Annotated in this window: 19 protein-coding genes; 11 read left to right on the forward strand and 8 right to left on the reverse strand. The window is 56.2% G+C overall.

The genetic code is table 11. The annotated features are described in order from the left end of the window. Window positions 1–91: 91 nt before the first annotated feature. A complete protein-coding gene (gene pabB, locus AC19YY_RS15550; RefSeq protein WP_500604462.1) occupies window positions 92–1,435 on the forward strand; it encodes an aminodeoxychorismate synthase component I in 1,344 nt (447 codons plus the stop codon). 245 nt (window positions 1,436–1,680) lie between these two features. On the opposite strand, the gene thrH is transcribed toward pabB, so the two are convergent. After that, window positions 1,681–2,298, reverse strand: a complete 618-nt coding sequence (gene thrH / locus AC19YY_RS15555) for a bifunctional phosphoserine phosphatase/homoserine phosphotransferase ThrH (RefSeq protein ID WP_029298307.1) — start codon at window positions 2,296–2,298, stop codon at window positions 1,681–1,683. Between the two features lie 154 nt (window positions 2,299–2,452). On the opposite strand from thrH, the gene AC19YY_RS15560 reads away from it, so the two are divergent. The 3 genes from AC19YY_RS15560 to AC19YY_RS15570 all read left to right on the forward strand — a co-directional run bounded on the left by AC19YY_RS15560 (window position 2,453) and on the right by AC19YY_RS15570 (window position 5,960). Continuing rightward, a complete protein-coding gene (locus tag AC19YY_RS15560; protein ID WP_169954261.1) occupies window positions 2,453–3,187 on the forward strand; it encodes a phosphoadenylyl-sulfate reductase in 735 nt (244 codons plus the stop codon). A gap of 500 nt (window positions 3,188–3,687) precedes the next feature. Then, window positions 3,688–5,217 carry an NCS1 family nucleobase:cation symporter-1 gene (locus tag AC19YY_RS15565; protein ID WP_500604463.1) on the forward strand — a complete coding sequence of 510 codons (1,530 nt, stop codon included), beginning with the start codon at window positions 3,688–3,690 and terminating at the stop codon, window positions 5,215–5,217. Between the two features lie 14 nt (window positions 5,218–5,231). Beyond that, window positions 5,232–5,960, forward strand: coding sequence for an aspartate/glutamate racemase family protein (locus AC19YY_RS15570; protein WP_170043295.1), 729 nt, complete (start codon window positions 5,232–5,234; stop codon window positions 5,958–5,960). A gap of 14 nt (window positions 5,961–5,974) precedes the next feature. Here AC19YY_RS15570 and AC19YY_RS15575 read toward each other — a convergent pair whose 3' ends face one another. After that, window positions 5,975–6,448 (reverse strand): anti-virulence regulator CigR family protein, encoded by a 474-nt coding sequence (locus tag AC19YY_RS15575; protein ID WP_500604471.1) that lies wholly within the window; start codon window positions 6,446–6,448, stop codon window positions 5,975–5,977. 76 nt (window positions 6,449–6,524) lie between these two features. After that, window positions 6,525–7,448, reverse strand: a complete 924-nt coding sequence (locus AC19YY_RS15580; RefSeq protein ID WP_492634284.1) for a LysR family transcriptional regulator — start codon at window positions 7,446–7,448, stop codon at window positions 6,525–6,527. 125 nt (window positions 7,449–7,573) lie between these two features. Here AC19YY_RS15580 and AC19YY_RS15585 point away from each other — a divergent pair, with 125 nt between their 5' ends. Further along, a complete protein-coding gene (locus tag AC19YY_RS15585) occupies window positions 7,574–8,320 on the forward strand; it encodes a 3-oxoacyl-ACP reductase family protein (protein WP_500604464.1) in 747 nt (248 codons plus the stop codon). Between the two features lie 61 nt (window positions 8,321–8,381). Here AC19YY_RS15585 and AC19YY_RS15590 read toward each other — a convergent pair whose 3' ends face one another. Next, window positions 8,382–9,071, reverse strand: a complete 690-nt coding sequence (locus AC19YY_RS15590) for an HAD-IA family hydrolase (protein ID WP_170043292.1) — start codon at window positions 9,069–9,071, stop codon at window positions 8,382–8,384. A 115-nt stretch (window positions 9,072–9,186) separates the two neighbouring features. Here AC19YY_RS15590 and AC19YY_RS15595 point away from each other — a divergent pair, with 115 nt between their 5' ends. Both AC19YY_RS15595 and AC19YY_RS15600 read left to right on the forward strand, forming a co-directional pair. Continuing rightward, entirely contained in the window at window positions 9,187–9,543 is a 357-nt protein-coding gene (locus AC19YY_RS15595; protein WP_169954268.1) for a DUF2784 domain-containing protein, read from the forward strand. Between the two features lie 95 nt (window positions 9,544–9,638). Continuing rightward, window positions 9,639–10,298 carry a M24 family metallopeptidase gene (locus AC19YY_RS15600; RefSeq protein WP_500604465.1) on the forward strand — a complete coding sequence of 220 codons (660 nt, stop codon included), beginning with the start codon at window positions 9,639–9,641 and terminating at the stop codon, window positions 10,296–10,298. Window positions 10,299–10,303: 5 nt separating this feature from the next. Here AC19YY_RS15600 and AC19YY_RS15605 read toward each other — a convergent pair whose 3' ends face one another. From AC19YY_RS15605 to AC19YY_RS15615, 3 genes are all read right to left on the reverse strand, one after another. Further along, complete coding sequence (locus AC19YY_RS15605) at window positions 10,304–11,314, reverse strand: alpha/beta hydrolase family protein (protein ID WP_500604466.1); 1,011 nt, start codon at window positions 11,312–11,314, stop codon at window positions 10,304–10,306. Window positions 11,315–11,636: 322 nt separating this feature from the next. Then, window positions 11,637–12,062 carry a response regulator gene (locus tag AC19YY_RS15610; protein ID WP_169954270.1) on the reverse strand — a complete coding sequence of 142 codons (426 nt, stop codon included), beginning with the start codon at window positions 12,060–12,062 and terminating at the stop codon, window positions 11,637–11,639. A gap of 80 nt (window positions 12,063–12,142) precedes the next feature. Next, window positions 12,143–13,372: an EAL domain-containing response regulator gene (locus AC19YY_RS15615; protein ID WP_432755200.1), complete on the reverse strand. Its 1,230-nt coding sequence runs from the start codon at window positions 13,370–13,372 to the stop codon at window positions 12,143–12,145. Window positions 13,373–13,822: 450 nt separating this feature from the next. Between AC19YY_RS15615 and AC19YY_RS15620 the strand changes: the two genes are divergently transcribed. The 4 genes from AC19YY_RS15620 to AC19YY_RS15635 are packed head-to-tail and all read left to right on the forward strand — an operon-like array spanning window position 13,823 to window position 18,738. Further along, window positions 13,823–14,401 (forward strand): fimbrial protein, encoded by a 579-nt coding sequence (locus AC19YY_RS15620; protein WP_169954272.1) that lies wholly within the window; start codon window positions 13,823–13,825, stop codon window positions 14,399–14,401. 26 nt (window positions 14,402–14,427) lie between these two features. Beyond that, on the forward strand, window positions 14,428–15,147 hold the full coding sequence (locus AC19YY_RS15625) for a fimbrial biogenesis chaperone (RefSeq protein WP_262380928.1): 720 nt from the start codon (window positions 14,428–14,430) through the stop codon (window positions 15,145–15,147). 14 nt (window positions 15,148–15,161) lie between these two features. After that, the gene (locus AC19YY_RS15630) at window positions 15,162–17,657 is read left to right on the forward strand and encodes a fimbria/pilus outer membrane usher protein (RefSeq protein ID WP_432755199.1); all 2,496 of its coding nucleotides are present in this window, start codon (window positions 15,162–15,164) and stop codon (window positions 17,655–17,657) included. Window positions 17,658–17,676: 19 nt separating this feature from the next. Further along, entirely contained in the window at window positions 17,677–18,738 is a 1,062-nt protein-coding gene (locus AC19YY_RS15635; RefSeq protein WP_169954274.1) for a fimbrial protein, read from the forward strand. Between the two features lie 127 nt (window positions 18,739–18,865). On the opposite strand, the gene AC19YY_RS15640 is transcribed toward AC19YY_RS15635, so the two are convergent. After that, window positions 18,866–22,492 (reverse strand): transporter substrate-binding domain-containing protein, encoded by a 3,627-nt coding sequence (locus tag AC19YY_RS15640; protein WP_500604467.1) that lies wholly within the window; start codon window positions 22,490–22,492, stop codon window positions 18,866–18,868. Window positions 22,493–22,585 lie beyond the last annotated feature (93 nt).

A 22,585-nucleotide genomic window follows, 5' to 3' on the forward strand; every position in this document is an offset into this window, starting at 1 on the left:
TCAACCAACAATCCCCGACATCCCCTCTAGGAGCAAATCCTACAGGGGACTACAATCCCCTCCCCCGCGCCCATGGCTGATACACCCCCGCATGTCGACCTGCTCCGTACACCCGCTGCCCTACCACGCCAACCCCGCCGAGTATTTTGCGGCGATCCGCCATGCGCCTGGCGCCGTGCTGCTGGACAGTGGCCGGCCGGCAGCCGAGCGTGGTCGTTATGACCTGCTCAGCGCCTGGCCGGAAGCAACGTTGGCGGTGTGGCCGGATGAAAGCGGTAGCGATTTCCTGGAGCGCCTGAGGGAAAACCTGACGCTGCTGGGTGACGCCTGCCTGCCCGCGCCTTATGAACTACCGTTTGCCGGCGGCTTGATCGGCTACCTGAGCTACGACTTTGGCCGCCACCTGGAACAACTCCCGCAGCAGGCAATCGATGACATCGGCCTGCCCGACGCACGTTTTGGCCTCTACTCCTGGGCGTTGATCAGTGACCACCAGGCACGCACCAGCCAATTGGTGTTCCACCCGAAACTGCCGCAAAGCGAACGACAAAGGCTGCTGGACCTGTTCCGCCACCCTGCCGCCCACACCCCGGCCAGCTTCAAGCTGCACAGCCGAATGACCCCAGACCTGAGCGCCGCCGCCTATGAACAGGCCCTGGCGCGGATCCAGGACTATATCCAGGCGGGTGACTGTTACCAGGTCAACTTTGCCCAACGCTTTCGCGCGGCGTGCAACGGCGATCCCTGGGTCGCCTATTGCGCCTTGCGGGCCGCCTGCCCGACGCCGTTCTCGGGCTTCCAGAGCCTGCCGGATGACGGCGCGGTCGTAAGCCTGTCACCGGAACGCTTCGTGCGGATCAGCCAGCGCCAGGTGGAAACCCGCCCGATCAAGGGCACCCGCCCCCGAGGGCGAACACCCAACGAGGATGCAGCCAACGCCGCCGAACTCCTGGCCAGCCCCAAGGATCGGGCAGAGAACCTGATGATCGTCGATCTGTTGCGCAATGACCTGGGGCGCACCTGCCGCACCGGCTCGGTCAAGGTGCCGGAGCTGTTCAGCCTGGAAAGCTACCCGAATGTGCATCACCTGGTAAGCAGCGTCACGGGCGAGTTGGCTGACGACAAAGACGCCCTGGACCTGATCGCCGGCAGCTTCCCCGGCGGCTCGATTACCGGCGCACCGAAGATCCGTGCAATGCAGATCATCGACGAACTGGAACCGACCCGGCGCGGGCTGTACTGCGGCTCGCTGCTATACCTTGACGTACGCGGCGAGATGGACAGTTCCATCGCCATCCGCAGCCTGCTGGTCAAGGACGGCCAGGTCTGTTGCTGGGGTGGCGGCGGGATCGTCGCCGATTCCCAGTGGCAAGAGGAGTACCAGGAATCGATGACCAAGGTGCGGGTGTTGCTGGAGACGCTGGAAGGGCTGTAAGCGCATATCCCAGGGAAAGAACCTGAATTGACCGCCGTGGACCGTGCTGGAGCGCAACGATAGCGTCTGATCACATGGCGCAACTGCTTGTTACCCTGATCGTTTTTGTCGCTTGCGCCGTTGAAGCACAGCCCTTTTTCGAGGGCCTCATCGTGAGCAAGCCCACCTTCGACTGCGTTCCCAAAGGATAAACACGGTCGAAGGTGGGCTTGCTGGCGACGAGGCATCCAGCCCCGCTAAATCACTTACAGGCTCAACGAACGATTCGAAGCCTTGATGAACTCCCGCTTCAAGTCCTCAAAGGTATGCACCGCGGGAAATTGCGGGAACTCGCGGATCACGTTTTCCGGTGCATGGAACAGAATCCCACGGTCCGCTTCACCGAGCATGGTGGTGTCGTTGTAGGAATCGCCCGCAGCGATGACCCGGTAGTACAGGGTCTTGAAGGCCAGCACCGACTGGCGCTTGGGGTCTTTCTGGCGCAGTTGATAGCTCACTACCCGGTCATTTTCATCGGTAATCAGGCGGTGGCAAAGCAGGGTCGGGAAGCCCAGTTGACGCATCAACGGTTGGGAAAACTCATAGAAGGTGTCCGACAGGATCACCACCTGGAAGCGCTCGCGCAGCCAATCGACGAACTCGATCGCACCTTCCAGCGGCTTGAGGGTGGCGATCACTTCCTGGATATCCGACAGCTTCAAGCCGTGCTCGTCGAGAATCCGCAGGCGCTGCTTCATCAGCACGTCGTAGTCGGGAATGTCCCGGGTGGTGGCCCGCAAGGATTCAATACCGGTTTTTTCAGCGAAGGCGATCCAGATTTCCGGAACCAGCACCCCTTCCAGGTCGAGACAGGCAATTTCCACAAGACACTCCCATTTGGATTTTTTTTCAGTTGAGCGAGCAAAAGGACTGCCGAACTCTAGCGATTCGCGCTGGCCGCCGCAACGCAGGGCGGATTTTGTTAACATCCCACTCCTATAGAGCGCTCAGCGCCACTGACCTGTAGGAACCGTCCTGATGAACCAAGCCTTCGACGTCGCTGAACTCGCCGCGACCTATGCCAACAAGTCCGCCCAGGACATCCTCAAGCTGGCGTTCAGCCAGTTCGGCGATGAGCTGTGGATTTCCTTCAGCGGTGCCGAGGACGTGGTGCTGGTGGATATGGCCTGGAAACTCAACAAGAACGTCAAGGTCTTCAGCCTCGACACGGGCCGCCTGCACCCGGAGACCTACCGGTTCATCGAGCAGGTGCGCGACTTCTACAAGATCGATATCGAATTGATCTCGCCAGACCAGAGCAAGCTGGAACCCTTCGTCAAGGAAAAGGGCCTGTTCAGCTTCTACAAGGACGGCCATGGCGAATGCTGCGGCGTACGCAAGATCGAACCGCTGCGCCGCAAGCTCAGCGGCGTACGCGCCTGGGCCACCGGCCAGCGCCGCGACCAGAGCCCCGGCACTCGCAGCCAGGTGGCGGCCCTGGAAGTCGATAGCGCGTTCTCCACGCCCGAGCGCACTCTCTACAAGTTCAACCCCCTGGCACAAATGACCAGCGAAGAAATCTGGGGTTATATCCGCATGCTCGAATTGCCGTACAACAGCCTGCACGAACGCGGTTTCATCAGCATCGGCTGCGAACCCTGCACCCGCCCGGTGCTACCGAACCAGCACGAGCGCGAAGGCCGCTGGTGGTGGGAAGAGGCAACCCAGAAGGAATGTGGGCTGCACGCGGGAAATATCATCAGCAAGGCCTGAAGCCTGGCCTGCCAAGAATGTCGCAACAAGCTCGTGTGGGAGCTGGCTTGCCCGTGATCGCATCACCTCGGTGTAATTGAGTACCGGGATGATGCGATCGCAGGCAAGCCAGCTCCCACATTTGTTTCCATCGACCATGAAACCTGTACACACAAACGTTACAACCAGTGCCATTTTTGTGTGCACTTTAATGATTACGCACCGAAAAGTTACACCCTGTTTTTGTCTACTTCCTACATATTCCATTCCCACAATCTTGCAAAAAAATAAATACCTGTTCAAACGGTCAATTTATAATTGTTGAAATTCAGCTAATTATTAATAACCCCTGCAAAAACGAAATTAGCCGAACTTTTTATAGATGAAAACCTGGCACACAAGTGGCTAAGGGAGTTGAAGTCTTTGTATACAACTTCAACAACAACCTTCATACACTTTGTGTCTGCACGCTAGCCGCGCCTTACCCACGCGCTCGCTGCAGATGCCAGGAGCCTGCCGGAATGCGTACAACTCTTCCCAACACTCTCGCACTGGATCTGCCCTCCTCCACAGCAATACCCACGGCCCCCAACCTCGGGCCACTGGTACTCAGCCCGCGCCTGCACAACAAGGACCTGGCACCCACCAAGGCCGAAGGCCGGCGCTGGGGTGGCTATAGCATTTTTGCCCTGTGGACCAACGATGTGCACAACATCGCCAACTACTCCTTCGCCATCGGCTTGTACGCCCTGGGCCTCGGTGCCTGGCAGATTTTGTTGTCGCTGGGGATCGGCGCGGCGCTGGTGTATTTCTTTATGAACTTGTCGGGTTACATGGGCCAGAAAACCGGCGTGCCATTCCCGGTGATCAGCCGGATCAGTTTTGGCATCTATGGCGCGCAAATACCTGCGCTGATCCGGGCCGTGATCGCGATCGCCTGGTTCGGGATTCAAACCTACCTCGCATCAGTGGTGTTCCGCGTGCTGTTGGTGGCGATTCATCCAGGGTTCGCCGACTACGACCACAACTCGATACTCGGCCTCTCAACCCTGGGCTGGGCCTGTTTTGTGATGATCTGGTTCGTGCAACTGGTGATCCTGGCCTACGGCATGGAAATGGTCCGGCGCTACGAGGGCTTTGCCGGCCCGGTGATCCTGCTGACCGTTGCGGCGCTGGCCGGCTGGATGTATTTCCAGGCAAGCGGCACTATCGCCTGGTCGATCCGCGAGCCCCTGAGCGGTGGCGAGATGTGGCGCAATATCTTTGCCGGCGGCGCCTTGTGGCTGGCGATCTACGGCACCCTGATCCTCAACTTCTGCGACTTCGCCCGCTCATCGCCCTGCCGCAGGACCATCAAGGTCGGCAACTTCTGGGGCCTGCCGGTGAACATCCTGGTGTTCGCGATCATCACCATCCTGTTGTGCGGCGGGCAGTTCCAACTCAATAGCCAGGTGATCGAAAGCCCCACCCAGATCATCGCGGCCATTCCCAACACCTTCTTCCTGGTGCTGGGCTGCCTGGCATTCCTGATCGTCACCGTGGCGGTGAACATCATGGCCAACTTCGTTGCCCCAGCCTTTGTATTGAGCAACCTGGCGCCCAAGTATCTGAATTTCCGGCGTGCGGGGCTGATCAGCGCGTTCCTCGCGGTGCTGATCCTGCCGTGGAATCTCTACAACAGCCCGCTGGTGATTGTGTACTTCCTCTCCGGCCTGGGTGCGCTGCTGGGCCCGCTGTATGGCGTGATCATGGTGGATTACTGGCTGATCCGTAAGGGCCGGATCGACGTGCCGCAGCTGTACAGCGAGGACCCCAACGGGACGTATTACTACAGCCGCGGGGTGAACATGCGGGCGGTCGCCGCGTTTGTCCCGGCTGCGGTGATTGCCATTGTGCTGGCGCTGTTGCCGGGTTTTGCCAGTGTCTCGCCGTTCTCCTGGCTGTTTGGCGCGGGGATTGCCGGGGTGCTGTATCGCCTGATCGCCAAGCGCCAGCCGTTCTATGCCGATATCAGCGGCGAGAGCATCGCTGTCGACAACGTCAGTCATTGATCAGGGAGCATTCCATGCGCATTCTCGTCGTCAACGTCAACACCACCGAATCCATCACCCAAGCCATCGCCCAACAGGCGCGCAGCGTTGCGGCAGCGGGCACCGAAATTGTCGGCCTGACCCCGTTTTTCGGCGCCGAGTCGGTGGAAGGCAATTTTGAAAGCTACCTGGCAGCCATCGCGGTGATGGACCGGGTGATGGCCTACGACCAGCCATTCGATGCGGTCATCCAGGCCGGCTATGGCGAACATGGCCGCGAAGGCCTGCAGGAACTGTTGAACGTGCCGGTGGTGGATATCACCGATGCCGCCGCCAGCACCGCGATGTTCCTTGGCCATGCTTACTCGGTGGTCACCACGCTGGACCGCACAGTGCCGCTGATCGAAGACCGGCTCAAGCTTTCCGGGCTGTTTGAGCGCTGTGCCTCGGTGCGCGCCAGCGGTATGGCGGTGCTGGAACTGGAGGAACACCCACTGCGGGCCATGGAGGCCATCGTGCGCCAGGCCGAGCTGGCCATCAGCGAAGACAAGGCCGAGGTGATCTGCCTGGGTTGCGGCGGCATGGCCGGGCTCGATGAGCAGATCCGCCAGCGCACCGGCGTGCCGGTGGTCGATGGCGTGACTGCAGCGGTAACCCTGGCCGAATCCTTGGTGAGGCTGGGGTTGTCGACGTCGAAGGTGCGCACCTATGGAACACCCCGGCCAAAGACCATCATCGGCTGGCCTGGCAGGTTCGCACGCTGAATCGCCGATCTCGATCAGTTCAAGACGTCATTGAGCACTTCATAAATGATCCCGGTGGCAATCGTCACCAGGATCAGGTCGGTGCCAGCCTGTTGCCATTCGTAGCCGTCGTAATGGGGCAGGCGCCCCAACAGGCGTCCATCGAGTTTCTTGGCGATTCCCGGTGGCAGGGGTTTGCCACGGGCCAGGTTTTTCTGGATGCCTGGCGGCAGGGACGAACCACCGCGCCAGTAGTCGCGGCTGTCACCAAGGATTACCCGCACACCCCCGATATCAATTTGCGGGCCGCTGTAATGGGCGCCTGCACCCTTCTTGCCACCACCCTGGACCTGATTACCCTGGCCGCCACCCTTATTGCCATGGGCACTGCCTTTGTCCTTGCCGTTGCCATTGCCATTGCCATTGCCGGGATCGGCCAGCAGCGCCGGGGAGCCTGCAATCAACGCCAGGCTGGTAAATACGAGTAAAGCGCGTGATATGGACATGATCGGTCTCGACAGTCGCAAGCCCCATTGGCCCGTATCAGCTTAGAACACTAGCGGGCAGCGAGTTCAGCAGTGAGTGCTATACCGCGCTGAACCGCTGCGCCAACTGCTGCTGGGCAAACTGCTCGAGGATGAAGTCGACGAACACTCGGGTCTTGCCCGGCAGCAGTTTGTGCTCGGCGTAGTACAGGGAGATGTTGCCGTCATCGACGTACCAGTCGGGCAGCACCCGCACCACGGCGCCACTGTCGAGGAACGGCACAGCCATCGGCATGCTGACCAGGGCAATCCCCAGGCCTTGGGTGCAGGCGCAGCACGCGGCTTCGGAGTCGCCCATGGTCATGCGTGGCTTGAGCATCAGGGGCCGCTGTTCGCGGGCGCGGTTGGTCAGTTGCCAAGTGCGCACGCGGCCGGTTTGCGGCGAGCGAATCAGGATGCCATTGCACAAGCCCAGGTCTTCGGGAACACGCACGGGCAGGCGCTTGGCCAGGTAATCGGGCGAGGCCACCAGAATCCGGTGGGCCGGGGTCAACTTGCGCGCGACCACGCCCTGGGGTAGCTCGAACCCGCCGCCGATGGCGGCGTCGAAGCCCTGGCCGATCAGGTCGACCTGGCGATTATCAAAATGCCAATCAGGGCTGATATCGGGAAAGCGCCGCAAAAACTCCGCCAGCAACGGCACCACATAACGGTTGCCAAATACCGTCCCCATACTCACCTTGAGCGTGCCCACCGGCCGGCCTTCGGCGCTGGCCAGGTTGGCCACGGCATTCTGGATGGTGGTAAGGCTGGCGCTGACCTGCTCCAGAAACAGCTTGCCGGCTTCGGTCAATGTAAGCCGCCGGGTGCTGCGCTGGAACAGCCGCACCCCCAGGCGCGCTTCAAGCTTGGCCACGCTTTTGCCGACGGCCGCCGGCGTCAGGCTCAGGTGCCGCGCCGCTTCGGCAAAGCTGCCGCCTTCGGCGCTGCGCACGAAGCATTCGATACTGCCGAAGCTCTCCATACCACCTCACTCTAAACTTTTGGTTTACACAGACTATAGCAATCACGGTCTACCGAGGGATGCCCGCGAGGTCGATACTCGGCAACAACACAAGGCATTCGCGCCTTGCCTAATTGGAGATCGACATGACCACGCAAAACCTCAGCGGCAAAGTTGCCTTGATCCAGGGCGGTTCCCGCGGTATCGGCGCCGCCATCGTCAAGCGCCTGGCCGCGCAAGGTGCAGCCGTTGCCTTTACTTACGTCAGCTCTGCCGCCAAGGCCCAGGCCCTGCAGGACAGTGTGATCAGCGATGGCGGCGAGGCCCTGGCGATTCACGCCGACAGCGCCGATGCCGTGGCCATTCGCAATGCGGTCAACGCCACGGTCGAAGCGTTCGGGCGCCTGGACATCCTGGTGAACAACGCCGGGGTGCTGGCGGTCGGCCCGCTGGAAGAGTTCAAACTGGAAGACTTTGACCAGACCCTGGCCATCAACGTGCGCAGCGTGTTTATCGCCACCCAGGAAGCGGCGCGGCACATGGGCGAAGGGGGTCGCATCATTAATATCGGCAGCACCAACGCCGAGCGCATGCCCTTCGCCGGCGGCGGCCCGTATGCCATGAGCAAGGCCGCGCTGGTGGGCTTGACCAAAGGCCTGGCGCGCGACCTGGGGCCACGGGGAATTACCATCAACAACGTGCAGCCGGGCCCGGTGGACACCGATATGAACCCGGCCAACAGTGAGTTTGCCGAGAGCCTGATTGGCTTTATGGCGGTGGGCCGTTATGGGCAGGTGGCAGAGATCGCCAGCTTTGTTGCCTACCTGGCAGGGCCGGAGGCGGGCTATATCACCGGGGCCAGCTTGACTATTGATGGTGGCTTTAGCGCCTGATTGCAGTGTGCTATCGGGCGCCATCGCCGGCCGCCGGCGCCTACGCAGGCGCCGATAGGTTTCAGCGCATCGGTGGCAGGCCGTAGGCCGCCAGGTCGAAGTCCGCGAGTTTGCGGATGATCTGGTCGGCATGAGCGTACTTGCTGTCGGCCATGGCCTCATCAGGCACGGCGATGGCCGTCATGTTCGCAGCCTTGGCTGCAGTCACGCCAAACGGTGAGTCTTCAAACACCAGGCAATCCTCGGGCGCAACGCCCAGGCGGCGGGCAGCGGTGAGGAAGATGTCTGGTGCTGGCTTGGCTGCGCCGACTTCCGGGTCGTCTGCGGTGACGATGGTGCCGAACAGGCCAAACCACTCCCGGTGCAGCGTGGTCTTGTGGCCAAACGAATTGCGCGACGAACTGGTGCCCACGGCTATGGGGATATTGTGCGCACTTAAATGCCGCACCAACGCCTCGGCGCCCGGCATGCCCAGCGCCTTGGGAAAACGCTCGCTCATCAACGGCTCACGGATGCGCAGGAACTCCTCGGGAGTGATCGGCAAGTCCAGCGCCTTGACCACATACTCGGCCAGGTCCTGGGCGCCACGGCCGATGATGTGCTGCTTGATGCCCCAGTCGTAGGTACGACCATAGCGTTCGGCAATGATCTGCGTGACTTGGGTATAGATGCCTTCAGTGTCCAGCAACAACCCGTCCATATCGAAAATCACGGCCTTGATCGGGCCGACAGCAGTACGCGATGCGCTCATCACAAAAGATCCGTGGCAAAGGACTAAAAGGATTCAGCACAATAACGGCCCTGCCAGCCTGCAAGCAACCCATTATCCCTTAGACTGGCGCCCTAACCGTTCAAGCGAACCCGATATGCTTTTGCGCATTGCCGCCGACAGCCTGGTGCTGTTTCACCTGTGTTTTATCCTGTTTGTGCTGTTCGGTGGCCTGCTCGCCCTGCGCTGGCGCCGAGTCATCTGGCTGCACCTGCCCGCCGCCGCCTGGGGCATGGCCGTCGAGTTCTTCCACCTGCCCTGCCCCCTGACCCGCTGGGAAAACCTGCTGCGCCACCTCGCCGGGCAAGAAGGTTATGGCGCGGGTTTTATCGAGCACTACATCATTGCCCTGATCTATCCGGCAGGGCTGACACCCCAGATCCAACTGGGCCTGGGCGCCCTGGTCCTGCTGATCAATATTGCGGTGTATACGCGCCTGGCCAGGCGCTCGTAGCCTGGCTTCGTTGCATGCATGGGTATCCCGATCACTACTGCTCGCTATATAGTAAAAGATATAGCGATTAGCCAATAAAAATCGAGGATACCCCGTTGAACGCACCTTCGAAGGAAGCCGTGGGCGCCTCCTACAGCATCGACTCCATGCGCCACGCCCAAGCCATGACCTGGCGCGCCATCGAGCAATTGTCCCAGCAGATCCGCCCCGGCATACTCGAATCCCAAGCCCGGGAACTGGGCAAGCAGGTGCTTGCCGATCTGGACATGCAACGCATCTGGCACCCGCTGCTGGTGCGATTTGGCGCCAACACCCTCAAGACCTTCAAGCAACGCTCCGACGGCGACCCGGTACTAGCCGAGAACGACATCTTCTTTATCGACATGGGCGCAGTGTGGCAGGGCCATGAAGGCGACGCCGGCGCCACCTTCACCACCGGCAGCGACCCACAAATGGCCGCCTGTGCCAGCGCAGCCAAAGCGCTGTTCGAGCGGGTGCAGTTGCGCTGGAAAACCGAAAAAGTCGTCGGCCTTGAGCTCTATCGCTATGCCCAAGAACAGGCCCGGGACATGGGCTGGGAACTGAACCTAAGCATCAAGGGGCACCGCGTCAGCGACTTCCCCCATGCCATCCACCGTGGCGGCGACCTGGGGGATTTCGAACATTACCCCAATGAAGGGCTGTGGATCCTGGAGATTCAGATTGCCCACCCGAGCAAGGCTTATGGGGCGTTTTATGAGGATTTGCTGGCCTAGCCTGTTTAACGAGCCAGAAATTCAACAATCAGGGAAGTGACCTGCTGCTGGATCACCTCACGCGGGCGGGCACCTTCGCCATCGCGGCAGATCATGCCGTCGCCTGGCGAGCTTTTTTCAATCAGCGCCTCCCCGCCCGGCTTGCACACGGCCATAAAACTGAAGTGAGTGGCGTCGCTGATTTCGACATAGCGCGTCGATGCCGGGGGCAGGCGCTTGGCCAAGTCAGCAGACTCCAACTCAGCGGGAAGCTCTGTTGAGGGCACGCCCGCAGCAATCACCAACGTCGGCACCGGCAACGCCGCCAGGCTTTGATCGGTAAACCCACGCGACAGGCCCAGGTCCAGCGAAACAATGGCAGTGACCCGCTTGTCACTCAAATCCTCTGCCAACGGCGCCTGCGCGGGGTTCAACTGCTGGTAGACCGCGCAAGGGGCCAACTGCCGGTGAACCTTGCAGTCCTGGGCAAAACGCTCGGGGTCGAAACGGGCACCGGCGACTTCCAGCGCCGTCCAACCACCCAGCGAATGACCCACCACTGCAATTCGACCGGGCAGCACCTCGCCAAACTGGTTTGGCTGCGCCAGCACCGCGTCGATAGCGCGGCGGATATCCACCGGCCGCTGCCATAACTGCGCGGCGGCACGAGCGCTGCGGTCCTTACTGGTAGTGCCAGGATGATTGACCGCCGCCACGATAAAACCCCGCTGGGCCAACGCACTGGCCAACCACTCCTGATTGCCCCAACTGCCGCCGAAACCGTGGGAAAGCACCACCAACGGATGCTCACCCACCGCCGCAGGCGCATCACGCACGGCCAGGGCACTGAAAAACACCGGGTTGTCGTCGATCACCTTTGGCGTGGCGGTAATGGAGCTGGGATACCAGACCACCATCTCCAGCGGGCGCTCGTTGTTGGGGTCTGGCAAGGTGGAGGCTTGGAAGCCGACAGGGTTACTGGCAAAAACGGTGGAAGTAACGCAGGTAAGGAGCAGAGCGATTAGGGCTGCTTTCAATGGGAATCTTCCTTGATGGAATGCAATGCACGGCAGACACTGCGCGTGTGGCCACATTATTCCCATATCACTGATTTTCATGCAGCAAAAACCACAAACCCCCGGCTTTCTCTAGGAAAACCGGGGCGATTCAAACGGCTTCGTCCGTACATTCACAGCATTCGCGGGCGATGGCGAGAGCAAAGTGCAACAGTCAATAGTTCCCTTAAAACTGGAAATCGACTGCGAGTCTGATGTTTTGTCCAGCGATGCATGGACGGCTTGATGCCGGAAATGGAAATGTCTACGAGCCCTGTTCGGTAATCGCTATAACGGTCTGAGTTCAAAGCACCCTGCGCAAACGAATACTACGTGTGGGTTGAACTTTTGGTGGGTCGATCGTGCGCATAAGGCTTCTTATCGCCCGCTCATCAGGTGTTCGCGTGAGTTTACTAATTACTTTTGATCCCGGCGCCGGGACTGTCACCAGGTTGTCAACTGGGAGGCCGTCATAAACTAACGTATGACGAACAGCCGGACAGTTCATAAAAAAATCATCCAGGCTAAACGTTACATCTACTCCCAAAGCACTGTTTATCACCAAAAGGTCAAAGGGCTCGACGGCGTTTTCAACCATTGCCAACAATTCCGCAAATGTTTCCACGGGTGCGATTCGGTGATACCCCTGCTGATTCAGCATTTTCTCAATACTCAACCGTTGTGCAGGTTGATCGTCAACAACCAAAATTCGTAAATAGGGGGTCGGCATTCTTGATCCTTGTAAATTGCGAAAGCACGCAGTAACTGCATGCAGACAGCGATGCAGGCCTACAAACTGATGCCAACGTGTTATCGGGGTGTGAGCGAGCGCAACCTTCGCTCCTCGGGATTTGGATAACGCGATTGAAGCCAACTTTCCAGGCCGTGCTTCGTCATCGGTTTGGCAAAAAAGTAGCCCTGACCATGCACGCAGCCAAGATCCACTAATTGGTGGTGTTGTTCCTGGGTTTCGATACCCTCAGCCACCACCGTCATACCTAAGGACTCTCCTAACGCGATGGTGCTGCTGATGACAGCCCGGGAACGAGGCCCATCACCCAGTGACTGAACAAACTCACCGTCCAGCTTGATCTCGTTGAAAGGCCACTGACACAAACGTTGCAATGACGAAAAACCACTGCCGAAATCATCAATGGATAGCCGGCATCCCATCATGCGCAGCCGCACGAGATTTTCCATGCAGGTAGCTGAAGCTTCCACAAGGCCTGTTTCGGTCAGTTCGAAAGTGACGCCGGCTCCAGGCAACCTGAAACTCGCCAGGGTTGCTTTAATCCTTGTGACCAAAGCCGCATTGGAAAGCTGTGAAGGTTGCAGATTGAATGCAATGTTCAAAGGGGTTCCGTGCATCAAAAAATGCCGCTGCAACTGCAACCCTTGATCAAACTGGGCGAAAAACAACTCATCCATCAAGTTGCAACGCTCAAGAGTCGGCATAAAAACGACCGGTGAAACAACGCCACCGGTTGGGTGGTTCCAGCGCGTCAGAGCCTCGACACCTGATACCTCATTGCTCAACAGATTGATTTTGGGCTGAAAGTAAGTCTCCATCTGCGCGCATTCCATTGCACGGCGGACCTGCGCTTCATCAGCTACCAAATCGATGTTAGGGGAATCCGATGGGGTAGCCGGCTGATTCAAGTAGTTTTTCAGCAACCTGCTCAACGTATCAAACTGCAGAGGCTGCCCCAGCTCCCCCAACATTCTCAATCCTAATAAAGGGATCAGTTTTGTGGCGGCTCTGCGCACGTCCTCCGCAAGCGAACTGTTGACAATGACCGACTTGACTAAACCGTTCTGTGCCGAGCACCGTAAAAAATCGAGGCTATCGAGGCCGTGCATACGTAGATCGCATAACACAACATCTACGGGCCCGACGCTTTGCAGGGTGTGTAGCGCATCCAGCGCCGAGAGAGCACTGAACACCGACTCACAGCCCAATTGCCGCAACATATTGACGGAGATTGCTCGTTGAAAAAAATTGTCGTTCAAGACCAGAACACGTAATGGTAGTACTTGCATGAATAGCTCTCCGGAATACGGTAAAACTTTAATTTTCTATACTCCTTAACTTTCGAGTGCTTTTCCCTTCCTCTAAACATGACGTACTACACGCGGGTCAAACACGTATCTTGGTGCTTTAGTACGATCTAGTTGGATTCCTTATTATCGCTATCCTTCACCGTGCAAACGCCTAGAAATCTCCCGCCACAACGTAGGAAATTTCTCACAGAAAGAAATACGGAATGACCGCTCGCGTCCGAACGTCACGAGGAAATTTCCTACAATTCAGAAGGAACGAGACTACACACACCTTCATTCCCCCCAGACAAACTATTGCCAATTCGATCTGCACCATACAACCACTACGCAACGTTAGTGCTCGTCGAAGTTGGTTTCTACTCTGCAGAGATTCACTGGTCTTGCAAGGTAAAAACCTAATACGTACCTTAACCAAGCAATGGAATTTTTATGATCAAGCACGCTTTCTCCCTGGTAGCACTGACCGCCGCACTGACCTCTGCAAATGTAATGGCTGCCGACAACGCCGCCGGTGGTGTTATTTCCTTCAGTGGCGCAATTACCGACACTACTTGCACTATTAACGGCGGTAAAAGTGCAGACTTCACCGTTGCCCTGTCGCCTATCTCTGTTAACGACGCCGGCACCACTGTTGGCCCGCTGACCAAAAACAAAAAATCGTTCTCGCTGACCTTCTCGGGTTGCACCCCAGCAGCAGGAACTGCTGGCACTCCATTGAAAATGTATTTCTCGTCCGCAGATAACATTTCCACAGACGGTAAGTTCTTGCTGAACAACACAGTCAACGAAAGTGATGCTGCTGTTGCCAAAAACGTCGGCTTCTCGTTGGCGAAACCAGGTTCCACCACACCGATCCAATTGAACGTGCCGTTCAACACGCTCATCAGCGGAGCCGGTACAACACCTGAAACACTAGTACTTGATGCGTACTACTACAAAACCAACACCGCCGCCGCCAAAGTTGGTGCCCTTAGCTCCAACCTGACCTACACCATTTCCTACTTGTAATACAACCCGTGTGCCAGGCCCATCCCATGGGCCTGGTTCAGGAAAACATCATGATAAAGCAACTAGTTTTAGCAGGGTTACTACTTGGCTCGGTGTCTGCGCAGGCCAACATTATCATCAATGGCACTCGGGTGGTTTATCCAGAAGCAAACAAAGATGTGATAGTTCAACTCATCAATAATGGGAGTGACTCATCCTTGGTACAAGCCTGGATAGATGATGGCGACATCAACTCCACGCCGGAAACAGCGAATGTTCCGTTTCTGCTATCTCCGCCGGTTGTCAAAGTATCCGGCGATAGCGGTCAACAGCTCCGAATTACAAAAATCGGCGCCCCACTGGTTGCGGATCGGGAGTCTGTTTTCTTTTTAAACGTGCTGGACATCCCGCCAACTCCAGAAAATTTGCAGGGTGCAAACACACTGCAACTGGCGATCAAGTCTCGCATAAAAATGTTCTATCGCCCGAGCGGACTAAAAGAGAAAGCCAGCAGCAGCGTCGAAAAAATCGAACTGCAAGCGGTCGCGAAAGGTTTTAACGTGATCAATAAAAGCGCGTACTTTTTCACACTCGCCAACATTGACCAGCACGATAAAAAACACCTGCTCGTTGACTCAGTCATGGTCGCTCCTTTTTCCTCCGCATTCGTCGAGAGCAAAGAGTCCGTCAGTAAAAATACACCCTACACCATGATGTATATTGATGATTTGGGTGCCTACAAAACTAAAGCTGTAGTATCGCACTAAGGTGAAGCCCCAGAATGAAACAGCATAAACCCCTTATTAAAGCTCTCACGATGTCCTCGCTGTTTCTACTGGACAAAGCCTATGCAGAAACCTTTGATACTTCGCTTATGGCCGGTAAATCTCGCGAATCCGATCTTTCACGCTTCTATGCAAACTCCGAGATACCTGCGGGCAAACAAGATGTTGATATTTATGTCAATAACACTTGGAAAGGTCGCTATTCATTAGTGTTTGGCGGCGTAAAAGACGACATCAAGATCAGCTACGAAGATAGCGCACTTCTTGGGATCAACATGGGTGGCTTGCCCGCTGCGCAGCCAGGCGCGGACAGTCTACAAGTCAGCCAATTGGTTCAAGGCGGTTCTTTTATTTTAGATATTAGCACCCTGAGCCTGAAGCTGACTGTGCCCCAGTCTTATGTGAATCGTTCGGAAGCTGGTTATGTCGACCCGAAATTCTGGGATCATGGCGTGCCTGCATTTTTATTTGGCTACAATGCAATGCATTACAGCATACAATCGAAAAAAGGCGGCTCATCCAGCGACGAACTGTACTCTGGTTTGGATTTCGGTATCAACTTTGCTGGTTGGCAGTTCCGGGAAAATAGCTCGTTAAGAAAAAGCTCCTCGGAAAATTTAAAGTACCAAAAAAATACACGCTATCTTCAGAAGAACATTGCCTCCATCACCTCCAACTTCAAGCTCGGTGATTTTTACTCGGAAGGTGATCTCTTTGACTCGATTAGAGTTCGAGGTGTGGCGTTGACGTCCGACATCAATATGCTGCCTAACTCCAAACAGGGTTTTTCACCCATTGTGCGTGGCGTCGCACAAACCAATGCCCTGGTAAAAGTCATCCAGAACGGCAGCGTGGTTTATCAGGAGAGCGTACCGCCAGGCGCCTTTACCTTCGACAATATCCAGCCCACCGGCTCTGCTGGCGACCTGACGGTGGTGGTCCACGAGGCCGACGGTCGCGAGCAGTCGTTCAGCGTACCGTTTTCCGCCGTGCCTAATATGCTCAAGGAAGGGATCAGTAAGTACAGCCTGGTGGCCGGTAACGTAAACCAGACCAATACCGACTATAACCCTGGTTTTGTGCAGGGTACGTTCCAGTATGGGCTTAACAATCTGTTAACCGGATATACCGGCACAACCCTCAGCAATGATTACCGCGCCTACCTTGTCGGCAGCGGCTTGAACCTGCCGATCGGTGCAGTCTCTGTTGACGTGACCCAATCCAATACTCAGTTAAAAAACCAAAGCAAAAGCGGGCAAAGTGTACGGGTGTCCTACAGTAAGTTCCTGGATGTAACGGATACCAACTTTACCCTGGCGGCGTATCGATATTCTACCGAAGGCTACTACAGCTTCAGCGATGCCATTTATTCCCAAGAGGGATACCGTGAACTCGAAAGACAAATCAACGACTATCGAAACAGACTTGACGAAGATGATGCTCCGATCCTCGACTTGAATACTTGGGATGCTCTGCGAAGCGCACGCCCACGCAACACCTTCAATTTAAGTCTGAACCAGCGTTTGAAAGATAACTGGGGCACCGTGTTTTTTTCCGGAACACAACGCGACTACTGGACAAACAATACTAAAAGCCGTGAGTACCAATTTGGCTACACAAACGCTGTGGGGCAGGTTAATTACAGTATCTCTGCCAACCGCGTCAGAAACTCCAACCGTGACGAAGAGACGCGATTCTATCTCTCAATGACCATGCCCTTTGATATCGCCGGCAACAGGGTGTATCTCAACAGTGGTGCATCACTGGTGGACTCGCGCTACCAGCAAAGTAACGTTAGCGTGAGTGGCAATGCACTGGAATCAAACCGCCTGAGTTACACCGTAGCTGCCAGCAATCAAAACGGAGGGGATAACACCGCCAGCGTCAATACCTCCTACCGTAGCAATGTCACAACAGTAGGTGCCTCTTACGGTGAGTCGTCCGATTATCGGCAAACCGGCCTAGGTGCGCGAGGCAGTGTCGTGATGATTCCTGGGCATATATTGGCCTCCAATGAAATCGGCAGCACCATGATGGTAGTCGAGGCCCCCAAGGCCGAGGGCCTGATCGTCAATGGAGACCAAAGTATTGTGACCAATAAAGATGGCTTGGCGCTGATTCCGTACGCAACACCTTATCGGTTGAACTCAGTTACGTTGTCCGACAGCGGTAACAGTTCCGGCGCAGAGATCGTCGGAAACATTGCCAATGCAGTGCCCTTCGCCGGCACAGTCAACCATGTAAAATTTGAGACTGACCAACGCCAGTCTTACATCGTGCAGGCACGCAAGGCAGATGGTGGCCCTCTACCGTTTGGCGCGGAGGTATTAGATAAATCAGGCGAGTCTATCGGTTTCATCGGCCAGGCCAGCGTTCTGTATGTAAAGTCCAATGAAAAGCCAGAGTACCTTGAGGTTCGACTTAACAACGGCAGTTGCATTATTCACCGGCCTGACTTGGCCGAAACCACATCAAAAAATATCTGCCATTAATTCGAGACAATAAATTATCATGAACAGATTTTTTCTTATTTTTTTAGTAGCTGGACTATTCAGTAGCAATGGCTATGCACGTTGCTACGGTGAAACACCCACCCAATACGGAAACCCAATACTGATCGACATTTCAAATGAGTTGAGCGCAAAAAACCCTGTATTTGAGAAGACGTTTTATACCCAGTTTCCGGCAGCGTCTGTCAATTGCAATGGAAACTCAAAAATCGAAGCTTATTCCCCAATTGGCAATAAAAAATTACGCTTGGGATTTGATAAAGGGGCACGCTGGGTAGAAATGAGCATCGTTGGATCGTTCCCAGAGCAATCCATTCCGGCAGGTACTCACTCATCTGGAGAATTTAACACGCCTGTGACTCTGCGTTTTACTTTGGTGCCCCGGGGTGGTGGCGATCAGGTTGTAGCCGAAGAAGGCCAAGATACATTAAATATTAATGACGTAGCTATTGCGAGAGATACAACTAGCGGCGGTATGGGGTTTTTTGAATGGCTCGGGAAATTCCTCCGTTATGTAGGGAGTTTTTTCACCTATTGGCCAAAAGACTTCCAGGATATGTTTGCCCAGAACATAATAGTAAAATACACCCCAAGGATGACAACTTGCACCTTCAACAATGCAGGATTGATGGTAAATCTTCCTAAAATAGGCGTTGCGCAGCTGACAAAAATCCCTCAACCGGGTTATACGCCATTTACATTGAATTTCAGCTGTAACAACCTGCTGGCTAACGGCAGCACCGACCGCGCAATCGACATGTTTTTATCCAGCAATAACCTGCTTCCATCCGACAATAGCGTATTGATGGACAGCACGCCTGGCTCGGCGAAAGGCGTCGGTATAAAGGTAGCCAAACGCGACACTCCCAACGCACCGGTTGTCTTTTCCACCTCCACCTTAAACCGGGGAAGTGCCACCTCCATTTTCAGTGCCGCAGCAGGTGCTGTGGTTAATAGCAATTTCTCGGTTGGCATGGGCGCCTACTACTTCCCTTACAACCCCGCTCAACTTACCAGCGGTGAAGTCAGGGCAACTGCTACGCTGAACATCGTTTATCAGTGATCATCACCCCAGATCGATAAACGATTGACGATCAACAATGCCAACGACCCATTGATACAGCGGGGTCGTTGGCCATTCCCCAAGCTTCCGCTCCTGCGTAAACGCATCTGGTTCCCCTGACGCCTGGCTAGCCAGTACACTCCTCCAGACGCTGCGCCAATGCCTCCATTGCCTCGTGCAGAGCATCCACCGATTGGGTCAAACGCACGGCATCATGCCCGTTGCAGTCAGCTTGCAGTTGCTCGCAGCACTGGATCAGTCGATGCGCCTTGATGATACGTGCTCCCCCCTTGACTCGATGGCTCAGGTCAGACAGCCCGGTCAAGTCGTGATCACTGTAGAGCTTGAGCAGCCGTAACAAATCCTCTTCATTGCTACTGGCCAGATCCTTCAACAAGCTGTTAACCAGCGTGCGGTCACCATGAGCCAGTTGTTCGAGGCTGCTGAGGTCAATGTCGTCGGAGAGTGGTACTGACGCATCAGTGTCCCCTGCTTCCTCGAACACCGACTCCACGCCGGACAAGCGCGCAGTCAGGTCCTTCATACTGATGGGTTTGAATAGACAATCATCCATGCCCGCCTCCAGGCAACGATCCTTTTCCTCCGGTTGCGCGTTGGCGGTGAAACCCAGGATCAAGCAAGGCGCCGCGCCCGAATCAGCCTCCTCGGCGCGGATCGCCCTGGCCAGTTCGTAGCCTGTCATCACCGGCATGTTGCAGTCGGTAATCACCACATCGAAATGACCATTGCGCCAGGCACGCAAGCCGTGGGCTCCGTCGGATTCATCGGCAACCGTATGCCCCAGGTAACTCAACTGCTGCGACAACAGCAGGCGGTTGGCCGGATAATCATCAACCACCAGCACTTTTAACGGCTGGCTGAATTCGGGTAATACGGGTTCCGGCCGGATGAGCGGCAATGGCGCAAGAACCGCCAGCTCCAGTAACACCTCGGCCTCCGTGCCTTGCCCCATCACGCTACTCAAGTTCAACTCACCCTGCATCATCGAACACAGTTTACGGCTGATCGCCAGCCCCAAGCCTGAGCCTCCAGCCCCCGCATGACTGGCCTGGCTGAACGGTACAAACAGCCGCTGCTGATCGTCCTGGGAAATCCCAATGCCGGTATCGCGCACCAGCACACGAACACCCATGCTTTCGTCTGCGGCCGCACGCGTGACCTCTACACAGACCTGCACTTGCCCGACGTCCGTGAACTTGATGGCGTTACCCAGCAGGTTGGAAAGCACCTGTTTGAACCGTAGCGGGTCGATCAAGACCTCCTGGTTGGCGTCTTCATCGAATGACAGCGCAAGATTCAGTTGCTTCTGCCGGGCCAATCCCTCGAACATCCGTACCACCGACACCACCAGGTCTTTGAGTGCCGCCCGTTGCGGTGACAGCGTCAAGCGCTCGGACTCGATGCGCACCACGTCCAGAATGTCGCCGATCAGTTCCAAAAGCCCACGCGCGGCGCCCGACGCCACTTCGATGGCAAAACGGTCAAGAATGCCTTGGTCTGCCTTTTTCATGGCCAACTCCAGCATCCCCACCACTGCGTTCATCGGTGTGCGGATCTCATGACTCATGGTGGCCAGAAAGGTGGTTTTCGCCCGATTGGCCTTCTCAGCATCCTGCTTGGCGTCTTTGAGCTCCACCAGCAAACGCTCACGCTCACTGATATCGATCCAACCCGCAATGATGCCTTTGACCTCACCCGCGTTATTGCGAAACGGGAGAATCCAGTGATAAGCGGTAATCGTCTGCCCATTAAAAAACACAATCTCACGGTCGGTCAGCAGCTCCTGGCCGCCGTCCATCACCTCCAGATAGAGCTGCTCATAGGCCGCAACCTGGGCAGAATCGTCGTCCAGCGTTTGCGTTTCAGATAGGCGTTTACCAATAACTGTTTCAAGGGTGCTGCCAATCTCCTCCAGATAACGGCGATTGCACAATAACAAGCGTGTCTGGCGATCGCGTACGTAGATGGGATGAGGTAACCCATCAATAAGTACGCGCATGAACTCCATTTGTTCTTTCAATGCCTGTTCGGCCACGTCGCGCTTCTGGATCAGGCGTCGCAAATAGAGAATCCAGGCGAATGCCACCAGCAACAAGATCACAGCAATAGCAGAACCGCGGATGATTTCCGATTGATTGGCGTGCGTGCGCTTGTTATCCACCGCCACTTCACCGCGCCAGCGATTGGTCAGTTCGTCCAACTCCTTCGGGGAGATGCTGAGCATCACCTTGTCCAGGACCGAGTACAGTTCTAGCGATCCTCGATCGGTGGCAAGTGCCATCTGCGCGGGTGGAGCCCCCACGGCACCACTTACACGCAAACTGGATGGATACTGGGTAGCAATCAGATAGCGGGCATTGACCAGGGTCGTGACAGCGCCATCTGCTTTACCCTGTGCGACCATCGACAACGCTTCACCCGCCTCTCGCGCTTCAACCAAAACAATGCCCGGGTACTGCAGTTCAATGTAATTCCGGACGCCGCTGTCGTGCCTGATTGCCAAGCGTTTACCGGCCAGATCTTCCAAACGGCCAAATGCCCCATCGCCCTTACGAATACTCAATACATAAGGGTTGGTCAAATAGGACCGGGTAAAACGCAGGTCGCTGTTATCCGTATTCTGGTGAAACGCGGCAATGAAATCCACTTTGCCCTTCTTGACCAACGCCACCAGGCCATCCATCGAATCTGCACGTACCACCTCGAAGGTAAGGCCGGTACGCCGACGAATCATCGCCAACAAATCAGCGCTGATACCGCGAAAACTCCCCTGCTGATCGAAAAACGCCAGTGGAGGACTGCTCTCCAATACCCCTACCCTCAACTGCGGATGGTCTGCGAGCCAGCGCCTCTCCTTGGCGCTCAGGTCAACCGGGCCTTGGTCGCGTACGGTGATCGTATCTGCCCCCCAGCGTCGCAAGATGGTCATGCTTTCTTCGGCAGGAATCGCCGCCAACGCCCGATTGATGATTTCAAGAAGCTGACGGTCTTCAACCCGTAATGCAAAACCAATGCTGCTCACCTCCAGGCTCGCGAAGTCTGACAGGTGAACGTCGTGCAGGAAATTTCGGTTGATCAGATAATTGGAAGTAACCGCCCCTCCCAAGTACACATCAGCCTGGTCGAAAACCACAGCACTGATGGCGTCCAGATCGGTCGGGTAGATCTGCAGTTTAGCCAACGGGTAGTACGCCATGACCTCGGAAGGGGGTAAGCCATTCGCAGACATAGCCAAACGCTGCCCGCCAAGATCCTTAGGCAACTCCACGCCGGCATCACGCCGGCTAACCAACACCGGCTGATCATCGAAGTAAGACCTTGAAACTACAAGCTCGGGATCGGCCTCGTCGACATGCGTGGCGATCCCGAGCAGGTCAAACTCACCTCTTTTAAGTGCCTCTATCGCGTGTGCACGGTCGGGATAGCGTTGAACCTGGATGTCGATGTTCAACAGATCCGAAATCAGCTCCACATAGTCAGCCGTCACCCCTTCGTAATCGTAGGTACTTGCACTCAAGCCCAAAGGCGCCGAGTCGGTGATGGCAACCCCGACTCGCACGTTTTTTTTATCGCGCAACAAACGGTTGTCGGCGTCCGACAACTTCAGGTTCAACCCGGTGAGATGGGAGCGTCCCAATAACCTCAACGGCTCGATATCGTCGTGAAAATGCACCGCCTGAACAAGAGGGCTGATACAGAGGGCGGTTGCAGGAGCTGAGTGCAACACGGTCATTGAATTGAAGCTGGAGCATCATGCCGCATAGCCATGGCCTTCTGCATCACCTCGCCCATAACTTCGATTGGGCATTTGAAGTCGAAGCGCTTA

This window comes from Pseudomonas sp. MF09156 (genome assembly GCF_059862305.1).

Excerpts from the sequence above, each read along its gene's own strand:
- pabB (WP_500604462.1), top strand. The coding sequence starts at position 92 with ATGTCGACCTGCTCCGTACACCCGCTGCCCTACCACGCCAACCCCGCC.
- AC19YY_RS15560 (WP_169954261.1), top strand. The coding sequence starts at position 2,453 with ATGAACCAAGCCTTCGACGTCGCTGAACTCGCCGCGACCTATGCCAAC.
- AC19YY_RS15565 (WP_500604463.1), top strand. The coding sequence starts at position 3,688 with ATGCGTACAACTCTTCCCAACACTCTCGCACTGGATCTGCCCTCCTCC.
- AC19YY_RS15570 (WP_170043295.1), top strand. The coding sequence starts at position 5,232 with ATGCGCATTCTCGTCGTCAACGTCAACACCACCGAATCCATCACCCAA.
- AC19YY_RS15580 (WP_492634284.1), bottom strand. The coding sequence starts at position 7,448 with ATGGAGAGCTTCGGCAGTATCGAATGCTTCGTGCGCAGCGCCGAAGGC.
- AC19YY_RS15585 (WP_500604464.1), top strand. The coding sequence starts at position 7,574 with ATGACCACGCAAAACCTCAGCGGCAAAGTTGCCTTGATCCAGGGCGGT.
- AC19YY_RS15590 (WP_170043292.1), bottom strand. The coding sequence starts at position 9,071 with ATGAGCGCATCGCGTACTGCTGTCGGCCCGATCAAGGCCGTGATTTTC.
- AC19YY_RS15595 (WP_169954268.1), top strand. The coding sequence starts at position 9,187 with ATGCTTTTGCGCATTGCCGCCGACAGCCTGGTGCTGTTTCACCTGTGT.
- AC19YY_RS15610 (WP_169954270.1), bottom strand. The coding sequence starts at position 12,062 with ATGCCGACCCCCTATTTACGAATTTTGGTTGTTGACGATCAACCTGCA.
- AC19YY_RS15615 (WP_432755200.1), bottom strand. The coding sequence starts at position 13,372 with ATGCAAGTACTACCATTACGTGTTCTGGTCTTGAACGACAATTTTTTT.
- AC19YY_RS15620 (WP_169954272.1), top strand. The coding sequence starts at position 13,823 with ATGATCAAGCACGCTTTCTCCCTGGTAGCACTGACCGCCGCACTGACC.
- AC19YY_RS15625 (WP_262380928.1), top strand. The coding sequence starts at position 14,428 with ATGGGCCTGGTTCAGGAAAACATCATGATAAAGCAACTAGTTTTAGCA.
- AC19YY_RS15630 (WP_432755199.1), top strand. The coding sequence starts at position 15,162 with ATGAAACAGCATAAACCCCTTATTAAAGCTCTCACGATGTCCTCGCTG.
- AC19YY_RS15635 (WP_169954274.1), top strand. The coding sequence starts at position 17,677 with ATGAACAGATTTTTTCTTATTTTTTTAGTAGCTGGACTATTCAGTAGC.
- AC19YY_RS15640 (WP_500604467.1), bottom strand. The coding sequence starts at position 22,492 with ATGACCGTGTTGCACTCAGCTCCTGCAACCGCCCTCTGTATCAGCCCT.